Here is a 19,064-nt window from a genome sequence, read left to right on the forward strand (position 1 = left end):
TCACCGGTCGGCGAGCTCGTCGTTGACCCACTGCTTCCGGGCCCGGCGCTGCTCGTTCCACGTCGCCATGGCCTCCGTGGCGGCCACACGGTGCTTCGAGAAGATCAGCATGGACAGAGGGAACGCCACGATCAAGGCCAGGAGGGCGGACATGACGAGGGGGACGGGTGCGCCGATAAGCACGGCGATTGCTTGAATCACGACCGTGAGAACGATAAAGAGGCCAAGGCGCAGCCCGCCGTATACCAGCGCGGCGCGGTTGGCCCGCTTGCGCGCGCCCGCGTCCAGTGCGGGGGCGCTGTTGTCTCCCGGCGTCCGGCCGGGCTCACGGCTTGTCTGGGGTGCTGCTGGGTCCGTCACGGTTGTAGAGCGTACCCGGCTCAAAGGGCCGCAGGCGAACCAGTATCGTGAAGGTATGGGACGCCTTATCCTTCTTGTTCTCATCATCGTCGCAGTGTGGTTGCTGTGGCGCGCGTTCGGGCCGGGAAGCAGCGAGCGCTACGGCTCACTCCGCCCCGACAAGAGCCAGCAGCAGACCCCGGTGATCAAGGGACCGGACGATGACGAGGAATTCCTCTGGAATATCGAGAAAAACCGCTTCAAGGAGCGACGCGCGAAGGAAGAGGCCGAACGCAAAGCGCGCGAGGAGGAAGAGCGCCGTTTGCGGCGCGAGCGCGGAAACCGGCCCGGTAACGGCGACGGCAGTGCCGGACCGGACGCACCAGGTACCCCCAGCACCTAGAAACACCGGGCACCTACCCCCGTAGCCCCCGCTGAGGCCGAGGGGTCAGTCTTGCGTGTCGAGGGTTTCCACCCACTCAATGCTCAGGCCGAGCGCCTCAGCGACAGCCGCGACTTTCTCCCAGCGCACACCGGCACCGCCGTGCTCGATGGTGTGCAGGGTGGAGCGGGACACACCGGCCGTGGCGGCGACTTCCTGCTGGAGGCGGCCCGCCTCGCGGCGGCGCTGCGCTAGGGCCTCGCCGAGCTTGATCAGGACGGGGATGTCGCTTGCCGGTTTGCCGAGCTTTTTCCGGGGTGAAGGCACCGCACAGACTCCTTCTTATTGAACGTGAGTGTCAATAATTGTTACTACAACACACGTGTGTTGTTCAACCCCGTCAATGCACTATTGAAAGTGCTGGGAATTAGTTCAGGCCGGCGTAGGAGTGCAGACCGGAGGCCACCAGGTTAATGAAGAACAGGTTGAACGCACCGGTGGCGAAGGCAGCCACGTTGATCCACGCAGCCAACGCGTTGCGCCAGCCCGCCGTCGCGCGGGCGTGCAGGTAGGCGGCGTACAGGATCCAGGTGATCAGGGCGACGGTCTCCTTCGGGTCCCAGCCCCAGGGGCGGCCCCAGGCCACCTCGCCCCAGATCGCGCCGAGCATGATGCCGATGCCGAAGACCGGCAGGGTGATAATCGCGGTCTTGTAGGCGTAGGAATCGAGCTTCTTCGCGGTCGGCAGCGGCTTCGCGATGGCACCGAAGAAGCCCTTCTCCTGACCGCGCGGATGGCGCAGGCGCAGCAGGTACAGCAGGGAGAACATACCGGAGATCAGGCCTAGGGACGCGCCAATAGACACGGTGGAGACGTGGAATGGGTACCAGAAGGAACGCAGCGCCGGCACGAGCGGGGCGGCTTCCGCGTACAGCACGGTCGCGTCAAGGAAGATCAGCACAATCACCGGGGCGAGCAGCCACGGCCACATCGTGTGCCAGCGCTTGGTCTGGATGATCACGGCGGCCACCACCATCGCGATGGCGGTGGTGGTGAGCACGAACTCATACATGTTGCCGTACGGGAAACGGCTGACGGCCATACCTCGGGTCACCGTGGCCACCACGTGGAACGCGATCGCGACCCAGATCAGGCCCTGCGCGGCACCCGCCATTTTGCGGGAGCGTTCGCGGGCGGCGTCGAGCTCAGCGGTGTCGACGCCAGGCTTATCGACATCCGACACCGCCTCCGGCCCACCGTCGCCCACGGCGACGAGCTCGCGGTCCTTGGCCGCCGCCTTCTGTTCGCGGCGCAAATCGATCACGGCCTGCGTGCGCATGTAGTGGACGCAGGAGAGAACCAGCGCCACGATGTAGACCGCGAAGGCGGTGCGCAGAGACAGGTCCGACACTTGGGCCAGGGAGGTATTGACATCCATGGAGGTTACGGTACTCCACGTCGCCTACACGACCAAGGATTTCGCTGGTCAGCAAGCTCTAACGGGGGTGAAAACCCAGCTCATCCGCTAAGGGCGGGAGGTTGCGGCTAGTGCCATTCCTCTTCGTCGTCATCGTCTTCTTCGTAGTTGTCCCCTCCGACATCGATGCCGGCCCCTTCGGCGCCGGAATCCACGCTGGAGCCGGAACGGCCGTGGAGGATTTCGTCGACCACGTCGTCGAATTCGCTGCCCCACCCGGCCCGGTCGGTGCGGGCCAGGCCGGCGATCTCCAGGGTCGTCCCGCCGGTCTCGGTGTCCGGTGTGAAGCGGACCCAGATGCGGCGGCGCTTAATCAGCAGTGATCCGACGAGGGAACCGAGCATGGCCACGGTGGCCACCAGGGCCCAGAGCTGCGTCGGGTCGCGGGAGATCTGGTAGTTGGCGTACTCGGCGGCGCCGTCGAAACGCACCTTGACCACCTCGTCCTGACCGTCAAGACCCTTCACCCCGGTAGGCACTTCCACTTCTTCCCCGGCGGCCAAGTGCACGCGGTCAGCGCGCTCCAGCTGGCCGTTGGCGATGAGTGTCTGGTCGAGCGCGAAGAAATTCTGCGGGCGGCCCGTGTCAAGACCCGCGTCGCCGACATAAACATCGAGGGAGACCGCCGGGTCATTCATCGACGGGAACGCCGACTGCAGCATGTCGCCGTTCGGGCCAGTCCACTGCGCTGTCGGGGCGAAGACACCCTCGAGGGCCAGCTGGTGCTTGCGGCGCTCACCGAGGTCCGGGTACATGCCCGCCGGCGGGTCGAAGCGCATCACGCCGTTGGACAGGAAGAAAGTCAGGTCCGTCGGGCGGTACTGCACCATCTGGGTGCGGGTCTCCCCGTTCGGCCACGTGACGGTGATCTGCGGCGCAAAGCCGTGGCCTTGCAGGTAGACACGGTCGCCGCCGATACGCAGCGGGTGGTTGACCCGCAGCGTGTACTCGTCCCAGCTGGCCGGGTCGGAGGTCATTTTCTTCTCGTCCGCATAGGCGACCTTTGAGGAGAAGGAGTCCGCTTGGCCGTTCTGCAGGTAGTTGGCGGTGAAATTCTCGGAGATGAAGCAGAAGGGGGTGAGCCCGGTGCCGTCGAAAAGCGGGCCGGCGCGGAAGGTGTCGAAGTTCGCGGGCGAGGTGTTGCAGAATTCGCGCGACTGCTCGACCGGCACGGCATATTCCGACTCCGAGTTGGTGACCACGATGACCTGGCCTTCGTAGAAGACCATGCGGCCGTAGGCGAAGATCGCGATGAGGGCCACGATGGAGATGTGGAACAGCAGGTTCGCCAGCTCGCGTGCGTAGCCGCGCTCAGCGGAGATCGACAGCACCCCGGCGCGGTCCTCTTCCGGCTTGTAGTGGGCAACACGCCATTTGCGCAGGGTGCGCTCGGTGCGGGCGGTTGCTTCCTCCACGCTCATCCCCGTGGTCGCGGAGGCGTGGTGCGGCATGCGGTGCAGGTACTTCGGCGCACGCGTCGGTTTGGCGTTGTAGGCCTTGTAGTGGTCGACGGAGCGCGGAATGATGCAGCCGACCAGGGAGATGACCAGCAAGGTCAGCAGGGCGACGAAGACGGGGGACGAGAAGACGTCGAAAAGCATGAGCTTGTCGTAGATATTGCCCATGACTGGATTGGCGTCGAGGTACTCGTTGACCTGGCTCTCACTGATCTCGCGCTGCGGGAGCAGGGCTCCCGGAACAGCGATGAGCGCGAGCAGGAACAGCAGCATCAGCGCGGTGCGCATGCTGGTCAACCAGTGCCAGAGTTTCTTCGCCCACGTCGTCGCGGTGTTAAGCATGTCGTTTCCGAATCATATTCGCGTCCGTTACAACTACAGCAGGGTGGTGCCGTAGCCGTCCACCCATTGGAGGGTCCAACCGATGAACACGTTCCATGCTCCGGTGAGCAGCAGCACGCCCACCACGATCATGGCCACTCCGCCGATGATCTGGATAGTACGCGAGTGCTTGCGCAGGAAACCGATGGCCTCCACCGCATGCGCGGAGCCGAGCGCCATGAGCAGGAACGGAATTCCCAGGCCGAGGCAGTACGCGACGACCAGGATGATGCCGCGCACTGCGGTGAAGCCCTCGGTGCCCACTGACACGGAGATCACCGCGCCGAGCGTAGGCCCCAAACACGGGGTCCAGCCGAGCGCGAAGACCCCGCCGAGCAGGGGGGCGCCCAGCCAGGTCGCCCATTTCTTCGGCTGCATGCGGGTGTCGCGCTGCAGCATGGGCACACTACCCATGAACACCAGCCCCATGAGGATGGTGATGACACCGCCGGCGCGCATGAGCGTCTCCTCATTGAGCCTGATCAGGCTGATCGCGCCGAAGACAGTGACGGTGGCCAGCAGGAAGACCACGGTGAAACCGAGAATGAACAGGCCTGCAGCGCCGACTACTGCCCATTTGCGTTTGCGGCCCACAGCCAGCTCGCCGCGGTCCAGTGTCACCTCCCCGCCCACGATGCCGGTGAGATACGACATATACCCCGGCACCAGCGGGACCACGCACGGTGAGGCGAAGGAGACCAGTCCGGCGAGCGCCGCCGCGAGAATTCCCAGCAGCAGCGGGCCGGAGGCGGCGAGGTCAGCGAATGTCTGTCCCATCTACGCCTCTGCCTCGGCCGCCAGGCGGTCGGTGACCGTGATGATGTCATCGGCGGAGATCTCGCGCAGGAAGACTGCTGCGGGGCGGTGCTGCTTATCCAGGATCACGGTCGTGGGGATCACCGAGGTGGGAATGCCGCCGAGAGCACCCGCGGTGCGGAATGGCGGGTCGTAGATCGACGGGTAGGTCGCACCGTTGTCCTTCAGAAAGTCGCGGGCGATATCCGGCTGGTGGTCGCGCACGTTGATGCCCAGCACCGTACCGGCAGGTGCCCCGCCGTCCGCGGTTTCAGCGAAGTGCTGCTGCACTTCCTCAAGGTCGTCGACTTCTGCGCGGCACGGCGCGCACCACTGCCCCCACGCGTTGAGCACGACGATCTGCCCATCGAAATCCGACAGGGAGATCTGCGTTCCCGGTTCCGTCAGGGATTCACCGGAGAAGTCCTGCAGCGGGGCACGTTCGTCCTCCTCGTAGAAGATCTCCACTTGCCCGCCCGGTGAGTGGAAGGAGAAAGTCTCGCCAGAATTCGTCGTCACGCACGCGGTCAGCGCCGTCGTGGACAGCGCACCCGCCGTGAGAATGGCCAGTGCTTTCCGTGTGGTCGTCCTCATGGTCAAACGCATTAGATATCCCTTGCCGGTTCGTCGTAGGTCCAGCCGGTCAATGTGTCCCCGTCGAAGGTCAGCGAGGTGACACTGGCCAAATCGCAGTTCCGCGACATGTGCGCCAGCCGCTTGTCGTCGGCCCAGCGCTGCACCATGACGATGGGCAGCTGGTGGGACACCAGGACAGCCTCGTGGCCTCTGGCCTCGGTGCGTGCTGTGGCAATAGCGCGCTGCATCCGCTCGAGAATCTCCGTGTACGGCTCACCCCAGCTCGGCTGCAGCGGGTTGGTCATGTGCCGCCAGCGGATCGGGTTCATCAGTTGGGATGGAAAGCCTTTGGTGCGCAACCCCTCGAAGATGTTGCCGGCCTCGATCAAGTCCGGGTCGGTGCGGATGTCCAGGCCCGTCACCTCGGCGATCGGCGCGGCTGTCTCCTGGACGCGCTCCAGTGGGGAGGCAGCCAGGTACGTCATGTCGCGGCCCGTGAAGCTGGTGGCGGTGCGCGCCGCCATGGAGCGTCCGCGCGCGCTCAGGTGGAAATCCGGCAGGCGTCCGTAGAGGATCTTGCCCGGGTTGTGGACTTCCCCGTGGCGCACAAGGTGCACGACAGTGCGTTGCCCGGTTTCAGCCATGTGCTCCCCTCGCCTTAAGCGTCCGGCGTGGCCGCCGCAGCCGCTTCGGCAGCGGGGTCCAGTGCCTTTTCGATCTTCTCAAAGTCTGCATCGGTCAAGGCGGTGGACACAAACCAGGTCTCGAAGGCGCTGGGGGCGGCGTACACCCCGGCGTCGAGAAGCGCGTGGAAGAACGGGGCGTAACGGAACGTGTCCGCGGCCTTCATGTCGGCGAAATTGCGGCCTTGCCCCTCGGCGAAACGGACCGACAGCATCGTCGCGGCGCGCTGCAGGTTGTGAGCAACGCCCGCGCGGTCGAGCGCTGCGTGCAGCATGTCCGCCAGGCGGTCGGCGTTGGCGCCCAGCTGCGGGTAGATCTCCTCCGACGCAATGCTTAACGACGCCTCCCCCGCCGCCATCGCCACCGGGTTACCCGAAAGCGTGCCGGCCTGGTAGACGGGGCCGGTCGGGGCCAGCTTCTCCATGATCTCCTTGCGGCCGCCGAAAGCCGCCGCGGGAAGGCCGCCGGAGACGACCTTGCCGAAGGTGGTCAAGTCGCCGGCCACTCCGTCAACGCCGAACCAGCCGCGGTAGGAGGTACGGAAACCGGTCATGACCTCGTCGATGATCAAAAGCGCGCCATCGGCGTGCGCGATGTCCTTCAGCGCCTGGTTGAAGCCCTCTTCCGGGGCGACGGTGCCCATGTTTCCGGCGGCGGCCTCAGTGATGACCGCGGCGATCTCGCCCGGGTGGGCGGCAAATGCTTCGCGCACCGCGTCCAGATCGTTGTAGGGCACGACGATCGTGTCGCCGGCCTGCGCGCCGGTCACTCCAGGAGTCTCCGGCAGCGCGAAGGTGGCAACGCCGGAGCCGGCGGATGCCAGCAGCGCGTCCACGTGGCCGTGGTAGCAGCCCTCGAATTTCAGGATCTTCGACCGGCCGGTGTAGCCGCGCGCCAGCCGCACCGCGGACATGGTGGCCTCGGTGCCGGAATTGACCATGCGGACCTGCTCGACGCTGGTGCGCTCCACGATCATCTCCGCCAGGCGCACCTCAGCCTCCGTCGGCGCACCGAAGGACAGGCCGTCCTTCAGGGCCTTTTCCACCGCCTCCACGATCTGGGGGTGGGTGTTGCCGTGGATCATCGGACCCCAGGAGCCGACAAGGTCGACGTAGGAGTTCCCGTCGACGTCGATAAGCGTGGAACCGTGCGCTTCCTTGATGAAGCGCGTCTGCCCGCCCACCGAACCGAAAGCCCGCACCGGCGAATTCACACCGCCGGGCGTGACAGCCTTCGCGCGCTCGAACAGCGCGGCAGACCGGGCCGTGTTCTGCGAAGTCGGGGTGGACGGCGAGCTCGATGCGGAAGAAGTCATGGACCCGATTCTAGGCCAGCGCCCCACGGTGACGAATCGCCCCTGTTCCGCCGCCGCCCTTTCCGCATCCGAGGGCAGCGCGGCGGTGCCGGGTGGATTTCCCGCGGGACTGCCCGGCGACCGATAATCCTTGCATGAGCGTTGGCCACCCAGTCCCCGAAGTCGTTCTGTCGCGCGGCGCCGTGCGCGCCGTCGTCTCAGCCTCCAGCGCCGCGGTCCGTGAACTGACCTTTCACGGCCGGCCCCTGCTGCGCAGCTTCGCGCAGGGCACCCACCCGCCGCAAGCCGCCAACATCGTGATGGCTCCGTGGCCGAACCGCGTCGCCGACGCCGTGTTCACCTTCCGCGGCAAACGCCATGAGCTCGCCGTCAGTGAGCCTGACCGCGGGCATGCGATCCACGGATTCACGCACTGGCGCCTCTTCGACATCGTCGGGCACTCCGCCGCCGCCGCTGTCTTGCGCACAGTGCTCGGCCCAGAACCCGGATGGCCGTGGCCGATTGAACTGACCGTGCGCTACGCCCTCACCGATTCCGGCTTGGAATCGACAATGACCGCCGTGAACCTCGCCGATGAACCGGCGCCGTGCGCCCTCGGCGTGCACACCTACCTCGACGCGCAAGGGGCACCGCTGGACGAGTGCGTTCTGCACCACACCATCGCCGAGCGCCAGCCGGTGAACGAGCGCCTCGTTCCCGCCGGGGCCCGCGAGCCCTGGTCACACAGCCCCATCCCCATGCGCGGAACGCAGCTCGACGACACCGGCTACGACCCCCTCAACCGCCCCCGCCTCGCCCGGCTTGTCGACGCCTCCGGCACCGGCGTCGAACTGACCGCCACACCGAATATGCCGTGGACCCAGCTGTTCACCTCGCCGCAGCGGCACCTGGCAGTGGAACCGATGACTGATCCCCCGGATGCGCTGAACACCGGCGAGGACCTCGCCGTCCTCGACCCCGGCGGGGAGCTCGAGGTGGGGTGGTCGGTGCGGGCGGTCGGCGGGAGCGGTCGGCAGGAGCGGTCGGCGGGAGTAGTCGGCGGCGCGCGCATGAACTGAACTGCACGAACTGAACCGCATGGATATTCCTGCATCAACGCGGTGACGCGCGCCGCCTCGACTCGAAAACCCGAAACACACTCGATTCATGTGGTCCAGTCCATGCCGTTCAGTTCATGCGGACACCGGCACAGAGCTACGCGAGCCGGCAGCGCATGCTGCGGAAGCGCGAGAAGCCCGGCAAGCGTGCCTGACGCGGCGCCCGCCTACGCCGCCGGCGCGTTCTTCGACTGGCGGCGGAAGATTCCCACGAAGACGACCACGAGCAGGCCGATCGCGATCCAGTTGGCCACCTTCGCGTACTGCTCGAGCACGTACACGACGGGGTGGCCGATCATCCAGCCGAGCCAGAAGTACAACAGCGTCCACGCCAGTTTGGCCAGGAAGTCCAGCACGAGCATCTTCTTCACCGACATGCCCGTGGCACCGGTGAGCACGAGCACCACGAATTTGATCGGCAGCGGAATGGGCAGATACGCCAGAAAGACGGCCAGCCAGCCGAGTTTGTGGAACCAGCCCTCCACGCGCGCGATGTTCTTGCCCATGCGTTTGGAGTTCTCCGCCTGCACGTCGAGCATGCCGCGGCCCCAGAGTTTGCCGCCCCACCAGTAGACCCAGTCGAATTTGATGGCCATCAGGGTGCCCAGGAGCACGTACCAGATCCAGCCGGAGGCCTCCCCCTCCGAGACAAGCGCGCCCGTGGAGGCGGCACCGACGCGCGAGCCGGTCAGCGCCAGCAGGATCGGCGGTTCCAGGCCGAGCAACCACGCGCGGAACGGGATGAGGGCCATGCCGAAGATGCCTACGAAGCCGAACCAGCCGAGGCACCAGTAGTCCTCTTTGGTGGGCTTGGTGTTCCACGGCATGCCGGGCTCTTCCCACCATTCGCGTTCGGCTTCGTTCGCGGAGGGCGTGTCCGTCACCGTTTCGGGGCCGGCGTCAGGTTCGTGTCCGGGCAACGGCTGGGTTTCATCTCGGCTGTCGTGCGACATGGTTCATAAACCTACCGCGTCGACGCCACAGAGTCTCAGCGTCTCAGTGCCTCAGAGTCTCAGTGCGCGAGCTTCCGCGCCACCCCGCGCGCGTGCGCGATCACCGCGGGCACACCGACACCGCCAGCCCAGGCACCGGTCACGGAGATTCCGTCGACAGCGGCAAGTCGCTTATCGACGTCCCCCACCGTCGCCACATGCTTCTCGTCGAAACGCGGGAGACCGCCGAACCAGCGCTGCACGTAGATTTCCTCCAGACCTGCCCCGCGGCCGTCGAAACCGGTGATGGTCTGCAGGTCGTCGAGCGCCCAGTCCACGAGATCGTCTTCGCTGGCGCGGATGGCGATGTCGTCACCGAAGCGACCGAAGCTGGCGCGGACCAGCGCCCCGCCGCGTTCCGCCAGGTGAGGCCATTTGCGGGAGGAGAAGGTGAACGCCTTCGTCCGCACGTCTTCGGCGCCGGTGGCCACCAGCACACCGGAGTTCTCCGGTAGTCCTTTATCGGTGGCGAACCGCATGCCTACCACGGCCGAGTTGGCCAGCTTCACCGTCGACAACGACTGGGAAGCCTCCGGCGCGATCTGTTTCAGCAGCAACGCCGCCGTCGGCGCAGGAACCGCGAGCACGACGTGGTCGTAGCCAGTGTCTTCCCCGCCCTTGAGACGGAAGCTGCCGGTGCTGCCGGTGCTGTTCTCGCTGTTTGTGCTGTTGTTCTCCCCGCTCTCGGTGTCGACCCGTTCAATTCCGGAGATGAACGCGTCGATGTAGATGTCCGCGCCGGATTTCTCCGCGAGGGTCTCGTAGACCTCCTGGTAGCCCTCACGGAAGGCGTTGAAGACGGCGCCGTGGCCGGTGGGCAGCTCCTTGCGCTTCGCGGCCTGCTGCTCCTCCAAATTCTTCACTGCGGTGGACAGGTGGACCGTCCGGCCCTCCGATTCGGCGGCCAACCGGTCGAATTCCGCCGCCAGCTGCGGAATTGTCGCGCGCACACCGAGATCGTCAGCCGTGCAGGAATACACGCCGCCGAGCAAGGCAGACACGATATTGTCCACGACCTCGTCGCCGTAGCGCTCACGCACCAGCGCGCCGACATTCAGGTCCCCTTCCGCGGGCCAGGTGAAGCCGGGGCGGGTGGATTCGTCGTCGATACGCTTCGCTGTTTCTTCCGAGACCAAATGCGCGACGGTCTCCGATGAGCCGGGGATGCCCATGATGCCGCCGGTGGGCAGCTGGCGTGCCTCGGCGTCGACCCACACGAGCGAGCGCAGACCGGACGGCTCCACGAGCGAATCTTCCAGGCCGAGTTCTGTGAAGAAGTCCACGGCATCTTGGCGCCGCGCCATGAACGCCTCAGCGCCCATGTCCGTCGGGCCGCCCTCGAAGGCGACGGTGTGCAACTTGCCGCCGATCCTGTCGGTGGCCTCGTACACGTCGACTTCTGCGTCCGTGCCACGCAGCTCGTAGGCCACGGTGAGCCCGGCAAGACCAGCCCCGATGATCGCAATTTTCACGCCGTTACGCCTCCTCGTGGATGATGTGGACGGCTTCGGTGATCGCTTCCGCGTCGGTCTCCGGCATCACGCCGTGGCCGAGGTTGAAAATGTGTCCGGTGGCTGTGCCGGCATCGATCGCGCGGGCCGCCTCCGCCTTGATCCGGGCGACCTCCTCGCGGACGACACCCTCGCCGGCGAACAACAGCGCCGGGTCAAGGTTGCCCTGCAGCACACGCGGGGATGCGAAACGCTCCGCGGCGCGGTCGAGCGGAACTCTCCAATCGACGCCCATCACCTCACTGCCCGCCTCCGACATAGCGCCGAGCAGCTCACCCGTGGCCACACCGAAGTGGATGCGCGGGATCTCCCCTTGGACCGTCTCCAGGATCTCCGTGGAGTACGGAAGCACGTGACGGCGGTAATCCGCCTCGGTGAGAAAGCCCGCCCAGGAATCGAAAAGCTGCATCGCGTCGATGCCCGCCTCCACCTGTGTGCGCAGGAACGCCGTGATGGTGGGAATCAGGCGGCGCATTAGCTCGTGCCACGTGTCCGGGTCGCCGTGCATCATGGCCTTGGTTTTCTCGTGGTTCTTGCTCGGCCCGCCCTCGACCAGGTAGCTCGCCAACGTGAAAGGTGCGCCGACGAAGCCGATCAGCGCCTGGGTGTCGCTCAGCTCGTCCAGGATGTGGCTGATCCCCTGCGCGACTTCCTCGACCTCGTGGTCGAGGACCGCCAGATTGGCCACGTCCTCCTTGGTGCGCACCGGCTGCGCCAGCACCGGGCCGCGGCCCGGGACGATCTCCACGTCCACTCCCGCAGCCTTGAGCGGCACGACGATGTCGGAGAACAAGATCGCGGCATCCACATCATGGCGGCGGACCGGCTGCAACGTGATCTCCGCGAGCAACTCCGGCATGAAGCACGAATCCAGCATGGCGATGCCTTCGCGCGCGGCGCGGTATTCCGGCAGGGAGCGGCCAGCTTGCCGCATGAACCACACTGGGGTTCGCGACGGCGTGCGGCCGTAAGCGGCCTCCACAATGGGGGCTTGAGTCAGCTCACGTCGGGTCATGCAGTCCATTGTGGCCCATCGGGCCCGCAGGTGTCACAACCGGTCGACCCGCGGGAAGCGGCGTGCCCGCATGGAGAGAAACTCGATGAGCAACGACGCTCCGAGCATCAGCACCGTCGCCGCGATCGGCGGGATCGCCCCTGCCGCCGCCCCAGCGAGAACCGCAATGTTGTACCCCCAGGCCAGGAACTGGTTCCTGTCGATGATCGCCCCGACCCGCTGCGCGTGCACGATCAGCTGCGGAACCGCCATCACGTCGCTGCGCAGCAGGACAGCGGACAGCCTGCGGCGGCGCTGCTGACCGGACTCGATGTCCTCGGTGGTGGCGTACATCATGCTGACATTTCCCGCGCGGAGCGCGTCGGCAACGGTGTTGTCGCCGACCACCGCCACGTGCGCGCCACCAGCACGCAAATTGCGGATCGCGCCCGGCTTGCGGTCGTTGGTGATGCCGGCGAGCACAGTGGAGATGCCCAGGTAGTCGGCCATGCGGCGCGCCACCGGGTAGGTGTCGCGGGTGAGCATCACGGTTTCCAAGCCCCTGGACTCCAGCGCCATCACCGCCTCGTCCGCGTCATCCTTGTACGGGTCGAACAAGGTGATCACGCCGCGGTCCTTGCCCTTCCACCCCACGACGACGGGAGTGCCGCCTGAAGTGGCGGCCACGGCAAGGGCGCCATGCAGGTTCGACAGGTTCACGGGCCGCCACAGGCGGGCATCGACCTGTGTGGCGGTCTCGTGGCCTTCCTCGTCAACGTAGGTCAGCGAAATCCGGCCCGTCACGTCGCCGGAGGGCTCTTCTTCTATGCTGACCAGTTCGTAGCGGACCGGCGAAGAAGGGTCGCCGCCGCCCGACTGCGCACGGGCCTCGCGCGCACCCTGGACCAGCGCACGGGTCGCCGGGTGGGAGGACTCCATTGACAGCGCGCCGGCGATGCGCAGGACCATCTCCTCGCTCTCCCCGTCGAGCGCCGTGACGGACTCGACGAACATCTTCGACTCGGCCAAGGTGCCCACCCGGTTGAACACGACGGTGTCGATGTCCTCCAAGTTGCGCAGAACCACGCCGTCGCGGACGAGCATCCCGTGGCGCGCCGCGGATTCCACCCCCAAGCGCAAAGCGAGCGAGGGAGACAGCGCCAACGCCGCCGGGGCCACACCGGACAGCACCGCCAAGGCAGTGCGCAGCGCAGCATTGTAGTCGCGGGCGATCAGGCCCCACAGAATGAAACTGGCGAAAGCAACCGCCATCGCGATCGGCAACAGCAACGCAGCGCCACGGGCGTACTGCACCGACGCATGGCGCTGGCGGCGGTCCACATCCGTCAACCAGTGGTGCACTGCCTGCCAACGCGTGGCGTGGCCGGTGCGCTGGGCGCGGACCTTGATCTCGCCTTCGCGAATCACCGATCCAGCGTGGACGATGGAGCCGACCTTCACATCCACCTGTTCGTGGAAGTCGATCAGCCCCGGCTCGAGCAGTGCACGGCCGCCCATGATCTTGCCGTCCACGGGGATGACCTCCCCGGGGTGCACGACAATGTCGTCGCCGCGGTTGATCTCGGAGACAGGAATGCTCTCTTCGTCGCAGTCCGCCCCGCCGCGCTTCTTACTGACGCGGACGTACTCGGTGTCGGGGTCGAGGGCCTCGGTGTCGAGCTCGTCGATAAGCAATGTCCGTGCACGGATCGAGTACCTCCTGCCGATCAGCAGCAGCGAGGTGATGCCGCATGCGACATCGAGGAAGAGCTCCGGGCCGTCGGCCGTGCCCTGCGTCGAGGCAAACCAAGAGAACGCTGAATGCCAACCGCGGTGACCCGTCGGCGCGAACGCGATGACCGCCGCTGACCACACGTACGCGATGATCGCCGCAATCGAGCTCGCCCCGTCGAGCGCCGCGATTCCCCGCCGCACTCCGCCCAGCATCGCGCGGTGGAACGGGAACGCGCACCACGTGACGACGGGCGTGGCCAACGCCAGCGACACCCACTGCCAGCCGTCGAACTGGGCGGGTTCGAAATACGCCATCACCAAGACCGGGATGGTGAGCACCAGCGCCAACCACATGCGGGCCGGGGTGACCATGTCGCGTGCGGTGTAGAGCACGTCCTCGTGCTTCTGTTGCTGGCGCGGCTGGCCGTAACCCGCTCGGCGGGCCTTATCCAGGGAGCGGGCCGCCAGGCGCTGCCGCCGGCGCATACGGCTGGGCAAGTCTTTGACCGGCTTGCGGCGGGCATGGTGCTCGGCTGTCTGCGCCCGCGCCGCGTAGCGCAGCAGGGATGTCTCCGACATCGTCGCCGTGATCCCGCAATCGGTGAAAGCCTGCAGAATCACCGCCGGGCTCGTCGTGTCCGGCGCGGTGACCCACGCCGTGGAGCTCGGGTAGACGATGCGGCACTGCACACCGTCGAGCTCCTCCACCGCTTCCTCGACTTTGTCCACGTCCGGTACCGCCGGAAGCTCCTCCAGCAGGAAAGAATAGGACACGTGCGGGCGGTCCGGAAGGTCGCCGACAGCGGCCCACCCGGAGTGGTCCGTATCGTCCGCGTCCTCGCCGATACCGAAGCCAGCCTCGCGCGCGGCCTCATGCGCGTCCTCGATGGAGCGGCCCAGCGAGCCCGCGGCGCTGTCAGCCGCATCCTCTGAATCCACCGCATCCGCCACGTCGGGATCGACCGTGGACTCTTCCGGGGGTGCCGGGGTCGCGGCACCGTCAGCCGGGTCGTCGGCGGTGCCGGATGCCTCAGCCGCGTCTACTTCTTCGCGTTCGTCATCCTTGACATTCGTTGCGTCATGTTCCTGGGCCACAGTCTCACCCCTTTCCGTGCGGTCGCCGTGTTCTCCACGTAGTCGTGTTCATCGCGTAGTCGTGAAAATTTGCGCGGGCTGGCAACTGCAGCCCCCGCGGTTGAAGATTTAGAATCGCGGGCTCATCTTATCCACGAAAGCGTTGGAGTCCGGCCGGAAGGTGAACAGCATCGCGAAAGCGAGCGGAATCACGACAGCCATCGCCGCCCACACCGAGAGAACGTGGGTGAAGAACGCCGCCAAGTTGATGAACAGCGCTAGGGCCGTCGCCCCCGCCGCCCACCGGCGGGCCTTGCGGCTGCCCTGCCGGAAATACGACGCAGCGGAGACCACCGCCACCGCCAAGATGATGTTGCCGAAGGCGGTCACCCGGAGGTTAGCCATGAAAGGCTGGCGCACCGACTCGTCCAGACCCGCCGGGAAGCCCCGGCTGAGCAGCAGCATCGCGAGAAGCAGCATGACCACGGCCGCGGCGCAGACAAGGTAGAAACCGATCTGCAGCGTGCGCGGCCACTCGTCGCCAGCCTCGACAGACGAACGGCGGTTGGCATCGTCTGGGTGGCTGATCATCGTGGGGAACATTCCGGCCATGGTGGTGTGGGACTCCCGATCGCTCAGTGGGTTGTGTTGCTAGGCAACAGGATGTGAATCATTATGGTTGCCCCGCCCGTCTTTAGCATCTCGCTTGGCAGTCCACCGCTTCACGTCGTCCTGGTAGGCGAAGATCAACCCGCAGACGGCGGCCACACCGGCGATGATCTGGATCACCCCGTCGAGCGCCACCACGGCTGTGGGGATCCCCTCGGTGTTCGCGCCGACGACCAGGAACACCGTGACCATGCGCAGCACGAAGAAAACAGAGAAGACCACCAGCAGCATCGCGGCGTTGCGGACCCAGGTCTTCCGCTCCCCGACCGCCTTCAGCGCCAACGCCAAAAGCAGGACCACAGCAAGTGCGAACAGCCCCATCAGCACAATGGAGACATACACGATCAGCTTCACCTGATCCTCCGTGACCGCCTCACCGCCGATGGACTTATTGGCCTCGCGGGCGGACTCCATCAGTGCCGACGGGTCGAACAGCGCCACTGCCACACCGAAGAGCTGGTGGACCAATTCCCCGCCGATCATGATCGCCCACGCGAACAGCAGGTACCGCAGCGCTTCCGGGCGCTCGCCGTCGCCGTTGCCGGGCTTCCCCGGTTTCTCTGGTTTCTCAGAGTTCACCTGTTCCACCGGCCTCACCGGCCCAGTGCCCGGCCCGAATGCCGTCATCGCTGACCCGCTTTCCCGGTTTCACTGCTGCCGGCGGCATTACCGGCGAGGATGCGGGCGGCATCGAGGGCGAAGTAGGTGAAGATCTGGTCGGCGCCGGCGCGCTTGATGGACATCAGCGACTCCATCATCGTGGCGTCGCGGTCGGTCCAGCCGTTGGCGCCTGCCGCCTGAATCATCGCGTACTCGCCGGAAACCTGATAGGCCGCCACCGGCACCGGGGACATCTCGGCGATCTTGGCCAGGACATCGAGGTACGGCAGCGCGGGCTTCACCATGACGAAATCCGCGCCTTCGGCGAGGTCGAGTTCCACCTCGAGGAGAGACTCGCGGATATTCGCCGGGTCCTGCTGGTAGGTACGGCGGTCGCCGGTCAGCGAGGAACCGACCGCATCGCGGAAGGGGCCGAAGAAGGCCGAGGCGTACTTCGCGGAGTACGCCATGATGGACACGTCCTCCCACCCCGCTTCGTCGAGCGCGGCGCGGATGACCTCGATCTGGCCGTCCATCATTCCCGACGGGCTGACAATGTGCGCGCCCGCCTCCGCCTGAGAGACCGCCATCTTGGCGTAGAGCGGCAGCGTCGCATCGTTGTCCACCACGTCGTTGCCGTGGGCGTCCGTGGCTACCACGCCGCAGTGGCCGTGATCGGTGAACTCGTCTAAGCAGGTGTCAGCCATGATCAGCAGATCATCGCCGAATTCACGGCGCAGGCGCGCAAGCGCGCGGTTCAGGATGCCATCGGCGGCCCAAGCCTGGGAGCCCTGCGCGTCCTTGTCCTCGTCGCGCGGCACACCGAACAGGTCCACGCACGGCACCCCCAGCTCGACTGCCTCACGGCAGATCTCCACCAGCGAGTCCATACTGTGCTGGTACACGCCGGGCATAGAGGGGATCTCGCGCCTCTGCCCGCTCTCGCCGAGGTCGTCGGCGACGAACAGCGGGAGAATGAAATCCGTCGGGTGGAGCTGGGTCTCGGCGACCATCGCGCGCATCACGGGGCTGCGGCGCAGACGGCGCGGACGGCGTACGGGACCAGCATTGTGCGGGGTTAGAGCTGAATCAGACACGCACCCCATCTTAGGAAGTTCGCGGTGCACGCAAAAACAGCGCCCGCCAGCCGCCCTATGCGGGACTAGGAACGGCGGGAGCGGCGCTTCTTGCGCGGCGGCGGCAGCTGGCCGGCGGCGCGCAGGCCGGCGACATGCTCAGCCAGAGCGTCGACAAGCGAGGGCACGTCGGCGGCCTCGGGCACGACGTCGACACGCAGGCCCTGCTCCTTCGCCTCCGCGGCTGCCATCGGGCCGATGCAGGCGATGATGGTGCGCGCGTGCGGTTTGCCCGCGATGCCCACGAGGTTCTTCACCGTGGACGCGGAGGTGAAGCAGACCGCGTCGAAACCACCGGTCTTGATCATGTCGCGCACTTCCGGGGCTGGCGGGGCGGCGCGGACAGTGCGGTAGGCCACCACGTCGTCGACCTCCCAGCCCTTCTCCACCAGGCCGTCGACCAGCACGTCGGTGCCGATATCGGCGCGGGGCAGCAGCACGCGGCCCACCGGGTCGATCTCCTCGACATACTCCGGGAAAACGTCCACGAGGCCCTGCGCATTCTGCTTCGTGCGGTGCGGCAGCAGCTCCGGGAACATGCCGCGCGCGCGGATCGCCTCGGCGGTCTTGCCGCCCACGGCGGCGAGGTGCACGCCGGCGAAGGAGCGCGCGTCCAGCCCGAGCTCCTCGAATTTATCCCACACGGCGTTGACGCCGTTGACGGAGGTGAACACGATCCACTGGTAGCGGCCCTCGACGATGCCCTTGATCGCGCGGTCCATCTGCGCCGGGTTGCGCGGCGGCTCCATCGAGATCGTCGGCACCGACTGCGGGATCGCGCCGTAGGACGTCAGGCGGGCGTTCATCGGGCCTGCCTGCCCCTTCGCGCGCGGGACGAGCACGCGCCAGCCGTACAGGGGGCGGTTTTCCCACCAGGAGTATTTCGAACGGTCGTCGACAGCCGTGCCGATCGTGACCACGAGGGTGCCGTCCAAATCAGCATCGAGCTTGCCGACGGTCCCCAGGGTCGCATCGAAAGTCCGCTGCAGACGGGTTGTGCCGTTGACGGTGACCGTCAGCGGAGTCGACGGACTGTAGCCGCGGGCGGTGAGCTCCTCCGCGATGACGGGCAGGTGGCGCGCCTCGCCCTGCAGCACCAGGGGCTGCGGGGCGGCGGCGAGACCATCCCAATCCACCGGCTCGTTGGCCAGATCGGCCTCGGTGTAGGTGGAGCCCAGCCCGATGCCGGCGAAAGACGGCACAGTCGACGGCAGGGACATGCCCGGCACGACCTGGAATTCAAGCCCGGCGGCCGCCACGGCGGAAATCTCCTCCATGATCGCGTTGCGGGTCAGCGGGTTGCCCGCCACGAGACGGATCACATCGCCGTCACCCGCTTCTCCGCGTCCGATGGCTGCGGCAGCCTCGTCCAGGGCAGACTCCAACGGGGCCACAATGCCCTCACCCTGCGGGGCGGATTCGCTGAGCTCCGCGGCCGTCGGGCCGGCGGGGCGCGGGGGTTTGCGGCGTGCTCCGGCCTCCTTGGCCTTGGCGCACATTTCTTCGTAGGCCTCTTCCGCGGCTTTCAGCTTGTCCTCCGGCACCGGAAGCGCGGACCCCACGACAGCGCGCACGCCAGCGGAGACATCTGGGTCGACCACGGCGACAGCATTGCGCTCGAGGACTTCGCGGGCACGGATGGTGAGCAAATCCGGGTTGCCCGGACCCGCGCCAACAAAAATCACCTTGCCCGTGGGCACAGATGCGGCAGACGCGTTTTCATCCGCGGGAAGCGGCATGGCGGCACTCGTCATTGACTCAAATCTTTTCTAGCCAGATCGCGACAGTAATAATTTCCAAAAGGTGCTCATCGCGCCTGCTGAGGACCCCCGAAACACGCGAGGGGGACCA

At 66.4% G+C, this 19,064-nt stretch carries 18 protein-coding genes; 2 read left to right on the plus strand and 16 right to left on the minus strand.

The window, feature by feature from the left end; all coding sequences use genetic code 11:
* Complete coding sequence (locus QYR03_RS06935; protein ID WP_301712621.1) at window positions 1–288, minus strand: DUF4229 domain-containing protein; 288 nt, start codon at window positions 286–288, stop codon at window positions 1–3.
* A 127-nt stretch (window positions 289–415) separates the two neighbouring features.
* Here QYR03_RS06935 and QYR03_RS06940 point away from each other — a divergent pair, with 127 nt between their 5' ends.
* Entirely contained in the window at window positions 416–742 is a 327-nt protein-coding gene (locus tag QYR03_RS06940; protein ID WP_301712513.1) for a hypothetical protein, read from the plus strand.
* A gap of 45 nt (window positions 743–787) precedes the next feature.
* On the opposite strand, the gene QYR03_RS06945 is transcribed toward QYR03_RS06940, so the two are convergent.
* The 7 genes from QYR03_RS06945 to hemL form a co-directional block, all read right to left on the minus strand.
* The gene (locus tag QYR03_RS06945) at window positions 788–1,048 is read right to left on the minus strand and encodes a helix-turn-helix domain-containing protein (protein ID WP_259851698.1); all 261 of its coding nucleotides are present in this window, start codon (window positions 1,046–1,048) and stop codon (window positions 788–790) included.
* A 100-nt stretch (window positions 1,049–1,148) separates the two neighbouring features.
* The gene (ccsB, locus tag QYR03_RS06950) at window positions 1,149–2,159 is read right to left on the minus strand and encodes a c-type cytochrome biogenesis protein CcsB (protein WP_301712514.1); all 1,011 of its coding nucleotides are present in this window, start codon (window positions 2,157–2,159) and stop codon (window positions 1,149–1,151) included.
* Window positions 2,160–2,266: 107 nt separating this feature from the next.
* Window positions 2,267–3,997 carry a cytochrome c biogenesis protein ResB gene (locus QYR03_RS06955; protein WP_301712515.1) on the minus strand — a complete coding sequence of 577 codons (1,731 nt, stop codon included), beginning with the start codon at window positions 3,995–3,997 and terminating at the stop codon, window positions 2,267–2,269.
* A 33-nt stretch (window positions 3,998–4,030) separates the two neighbouring features.
* Window positions 4,031–4,813, minus strand: coding sequence for a cytochrome c biogenesis CcdA family protein (locus tag QYR03_RS06960; RefSeq protein WP_301712516.1), 783 nt, complete (start codon window positions 4,811–4,813; stop codon window positions 4,031–4,033).
* On the minus strand, window positions 4,814–5,425 hold the full coding sequence (locus tag QYR03_RS06965) for a TlpA disulfide reductase family protein (RefSeq protein ID WP_301978489.1): 612 nt from the start codon (window positions 5,423–5,425) through the stop codon (window positions 4,814–4,816).
* 11 nt (window positions 5,426–5,436) lie between these two features.
* Window positions 5,437–6,051 (minus strand): histidine phosphatase family protein, encoded by a 615-nt coding sequence (locus QYR03_RS06970; protein ID WP_301712518.1) that lies wholly within the window; start codon window positions 6,049–6,051, stop codon window positions 5,437–5,439.
* A gap of 14 nt (window positions 6,052–6,065) precedes the next feature.
* On the minus strand, window positions 6,066–7,406 hold the full coding sequence (gene hemL, locus QYR03_RS06975) for a glutamate-1-semialdehyde 2,1-aminomutase (RefSeq protein WP_301712519.1): 1,341 nt from the start codon (window positions 7,404–7,406) through the stop codon (window positions 6,066–6,068).
* A gap of 134 nt (window positions 7,407–7,540) precedes the next feature.
* Here hemL and QYR03_RS06980 point away from each other — a divergent pair, with 134 nt between their 5' ends.
* A complete protein-coding gene (locus QYR03_RS06980) occupies window positions 7,541–8,464 on the plus strand; it encodes a hypothetical protein (RefSeq protein ID WP_301712520.1) in 924 nt (307 codons plus the stop codon).
* A 206-nt stretch (window positions 8,465–8,670) separates the two neighbouring features.
* Here QYR03_RS06980 and QYR03_RS06985 read toward each other — a convergent pair whose 3' ends face one another.
* The 8 genes from QYR03_RS06985 to QYR03_RS07020 form a co-directional block, all read right to left on the minus strand.
* Complete coding sequence (locus QYR03_RS06985; RefSeq protein ID WP_259851706.1) at window positions 8,671–9,456, minus strand: DedA family protein; 786 nt, start codon at window positions 9,454–9,456, stop codon at window positions 8,671–8,673.
* Between the two features lie 59 nt (window positions 9,457–9,515).
* Window positions 9,516–10,967, minus strand: a complete 1,452-nt coding sequence (locus QYR03_RS06990) for a protoporphyrinogen oxidase (RefSeq protein WP_301712521.1) — start codon at window positions 10,965–10,967, stop codon at window positions 9,516–9,518.
* Between the two features lie 4 nt (window positions 10,968–10,971).
* A complete protein-coding gene (gene hemE / locus QYR03_RS06995) occupies window positions 10,972–12,021 on the minus strand; it encodes a uroporphyrinogen decarboxylase (RefSeq protein ID WP_301712522.1) in 1,050 nt (349 codons plus the stop codon).
* A gap of 33 nt (window positions 12,022–12,054) precedes the next feature.
* Complete coding sequence (locus QYR03_RS07000; RefSeq protein ID WP_301712523.1) at window positions 12,055–14,829, minus strand: cation-translocating P-type ATPase; 2,775 nt, start codon at window positions 14,827–14,829, stop codon at window positions 12,055–12,057.
* A gap of 108 nt (window positions 14,830–14,937) precedes the next feature.
* The gene (locus tag QYR03_RS07005) at window positions 14,938–15,411 is read right to left on the minus strand and encodes a hypothetical protein (protein ID WP_301712524.1); all 474 of its coding nucleotides are present in this window, start codon (window positions 15,409–15,411) and stop codon (window positions 14,938–14,940) included.
* A 48-nt stretch (window positions 15,412–15,459) separates the two neighbouring features.
* On the minus strand, window positions 15,460–16,104 hold the full coding sequence (locus tag QYR03_RS07010) for a hypothetical protein (RefSeq protein WP_301712525.1): 645 nt from the start codon (window positions 16,102–16,104) through the stop codon (window positions 15,460–15,462).
* Window positions 16,101–17,099, minus strand: a complete 999-nt coding sequence (gene hemB / locus QYR03_RS07015) for a porphobilinogen synthase (protein WP_301979015.1) — start codon at window positions 17,097–17,099, stop codon at window positions 16,101–16,103. The genes QYR03_RS07010 and hemB overlap by 4 nt, the downstream gene beginning before the upstream one ends.
* A gap of 140 nt (window positions 17,100–17,239) precedes the next feature.
* Entirely contained in the window at window positions 17,240–18,952 is a 1,713-nt protein-coding gene (locus QYR03_RS07020; RefSeq protein WP_301712622.1) for a uroporphyrinogen-III synthase, read from the minus strand.
* Window positions 18,953–19,064: the final 112 nt, after the last annotated feature.

Origin of the sequence: Corynebacterium sp. P4-C1 (assembly GCF_030503595.1) — a bacterium.
Taxonomy (GTDB): Bacteria; Actinomycetota; Actinomycetes; order Mycobacteriales; family Mycobacteriaceae; genus Corynebacterium.

Bases quoted from the DNA above. Each gene is read 5' to 3' on its own strand.
- QYR03_RS06940 (WP_301712513.1), top strand. From the start codon at position 416: ATGGGACGCCTTATCCTTCTTGTTCTCATCATCGTCGCAGTGTGGTTG.
- ccsB (WP_301712514.1), bottom strand. From the start codon at position 2,159: ATGGATGTCAATACCTCCCTGGCCCAAGTGTCGGACCTGTCTCTGCGC.
- QYR03_RS06955 (WP_301712515.1), bottom strand. From the start codon at position 3,997: ATGCTTAACACCGCGACGACGTGGGCGAAGAAACTCTGGCACTGGTTG.
- QYR03_RS06960 (WP_301712516.1), bottom strand. From the start codon at position 4,813: ATGGGACAGACATTCGCTGACCTCGCCGCCTCCGGCCCGCTGCTGCTG.
- QYR03_RS06965 (WP_301978489.1), bottom strand. From the start codon at position 5,425: ATGAGGACGACCACACGGAAAGCACTGGCCATTCTCACGGCGGGTGCG.
- QYR03_RS06970 (WP_301712518.1), bottom strand. From the start codon at position 6,051: ATGGCTGAAACCGGGCAACGCACTGTCGTGCACCTTGTGCGCCACGGG.
- hemL (WP_301712519.1), bottom strand. From the start codon at position 7,406: ATGACTTCTTCCGCATCGAGCTCGCCGTCCACCCCGACTTCGCAGAAC.
- QYR03_RS06980 (WP_301712520.1), top strand. From the start codon at position 7,541: ATGAGCGTTGGCCACCCAGTCCCCGAAGTCGTTCTGTCGCGCGGCGCC.
- QYR03_RS06985 (WP_259851706.1), bottom strand. From the start codon at position 9,456: ATGTCGCACGACAGCCGAGATGAAACCCAGCCGTTGCCCGGACACGAA.
- hemE (WP_301712522.1), bottom strand. From the start codon at position 12,021: ATGACCCGACGTGAGCTGACTCAAGCCCCCATTGTGGAGGCCGCTTAC.
- QYR03_RS07005 (WP_301712524.1), bottom strand. From the start codon at position 15,411: ATGTTCCCCACGATGATCAGCCACCCAGACGATGCCAACCGCCGTTCG.
- QYR03_RS07010 (WP_301712525.1), bottom strand. From the start codon at position 16,104: ATGACGGCATTCGGGCCGGGCACTGGGCCGGTGAGGCCGGTGGAACAG.
- hemB (WP_301979015.1), bottom strand. From the start codon at position 17,099: ATGCGCGCGATGGTCGCCGAGACCCAGCTCCACCCGACGGATTTCATT.
- QYR03_RS07020 (WP_301712622.1), bottom strand. From the start codon at position 18,952: ATGCCGCTTCCCGCGGATGAAAACGCGTCTGCCGCATCTGTGCCCACG.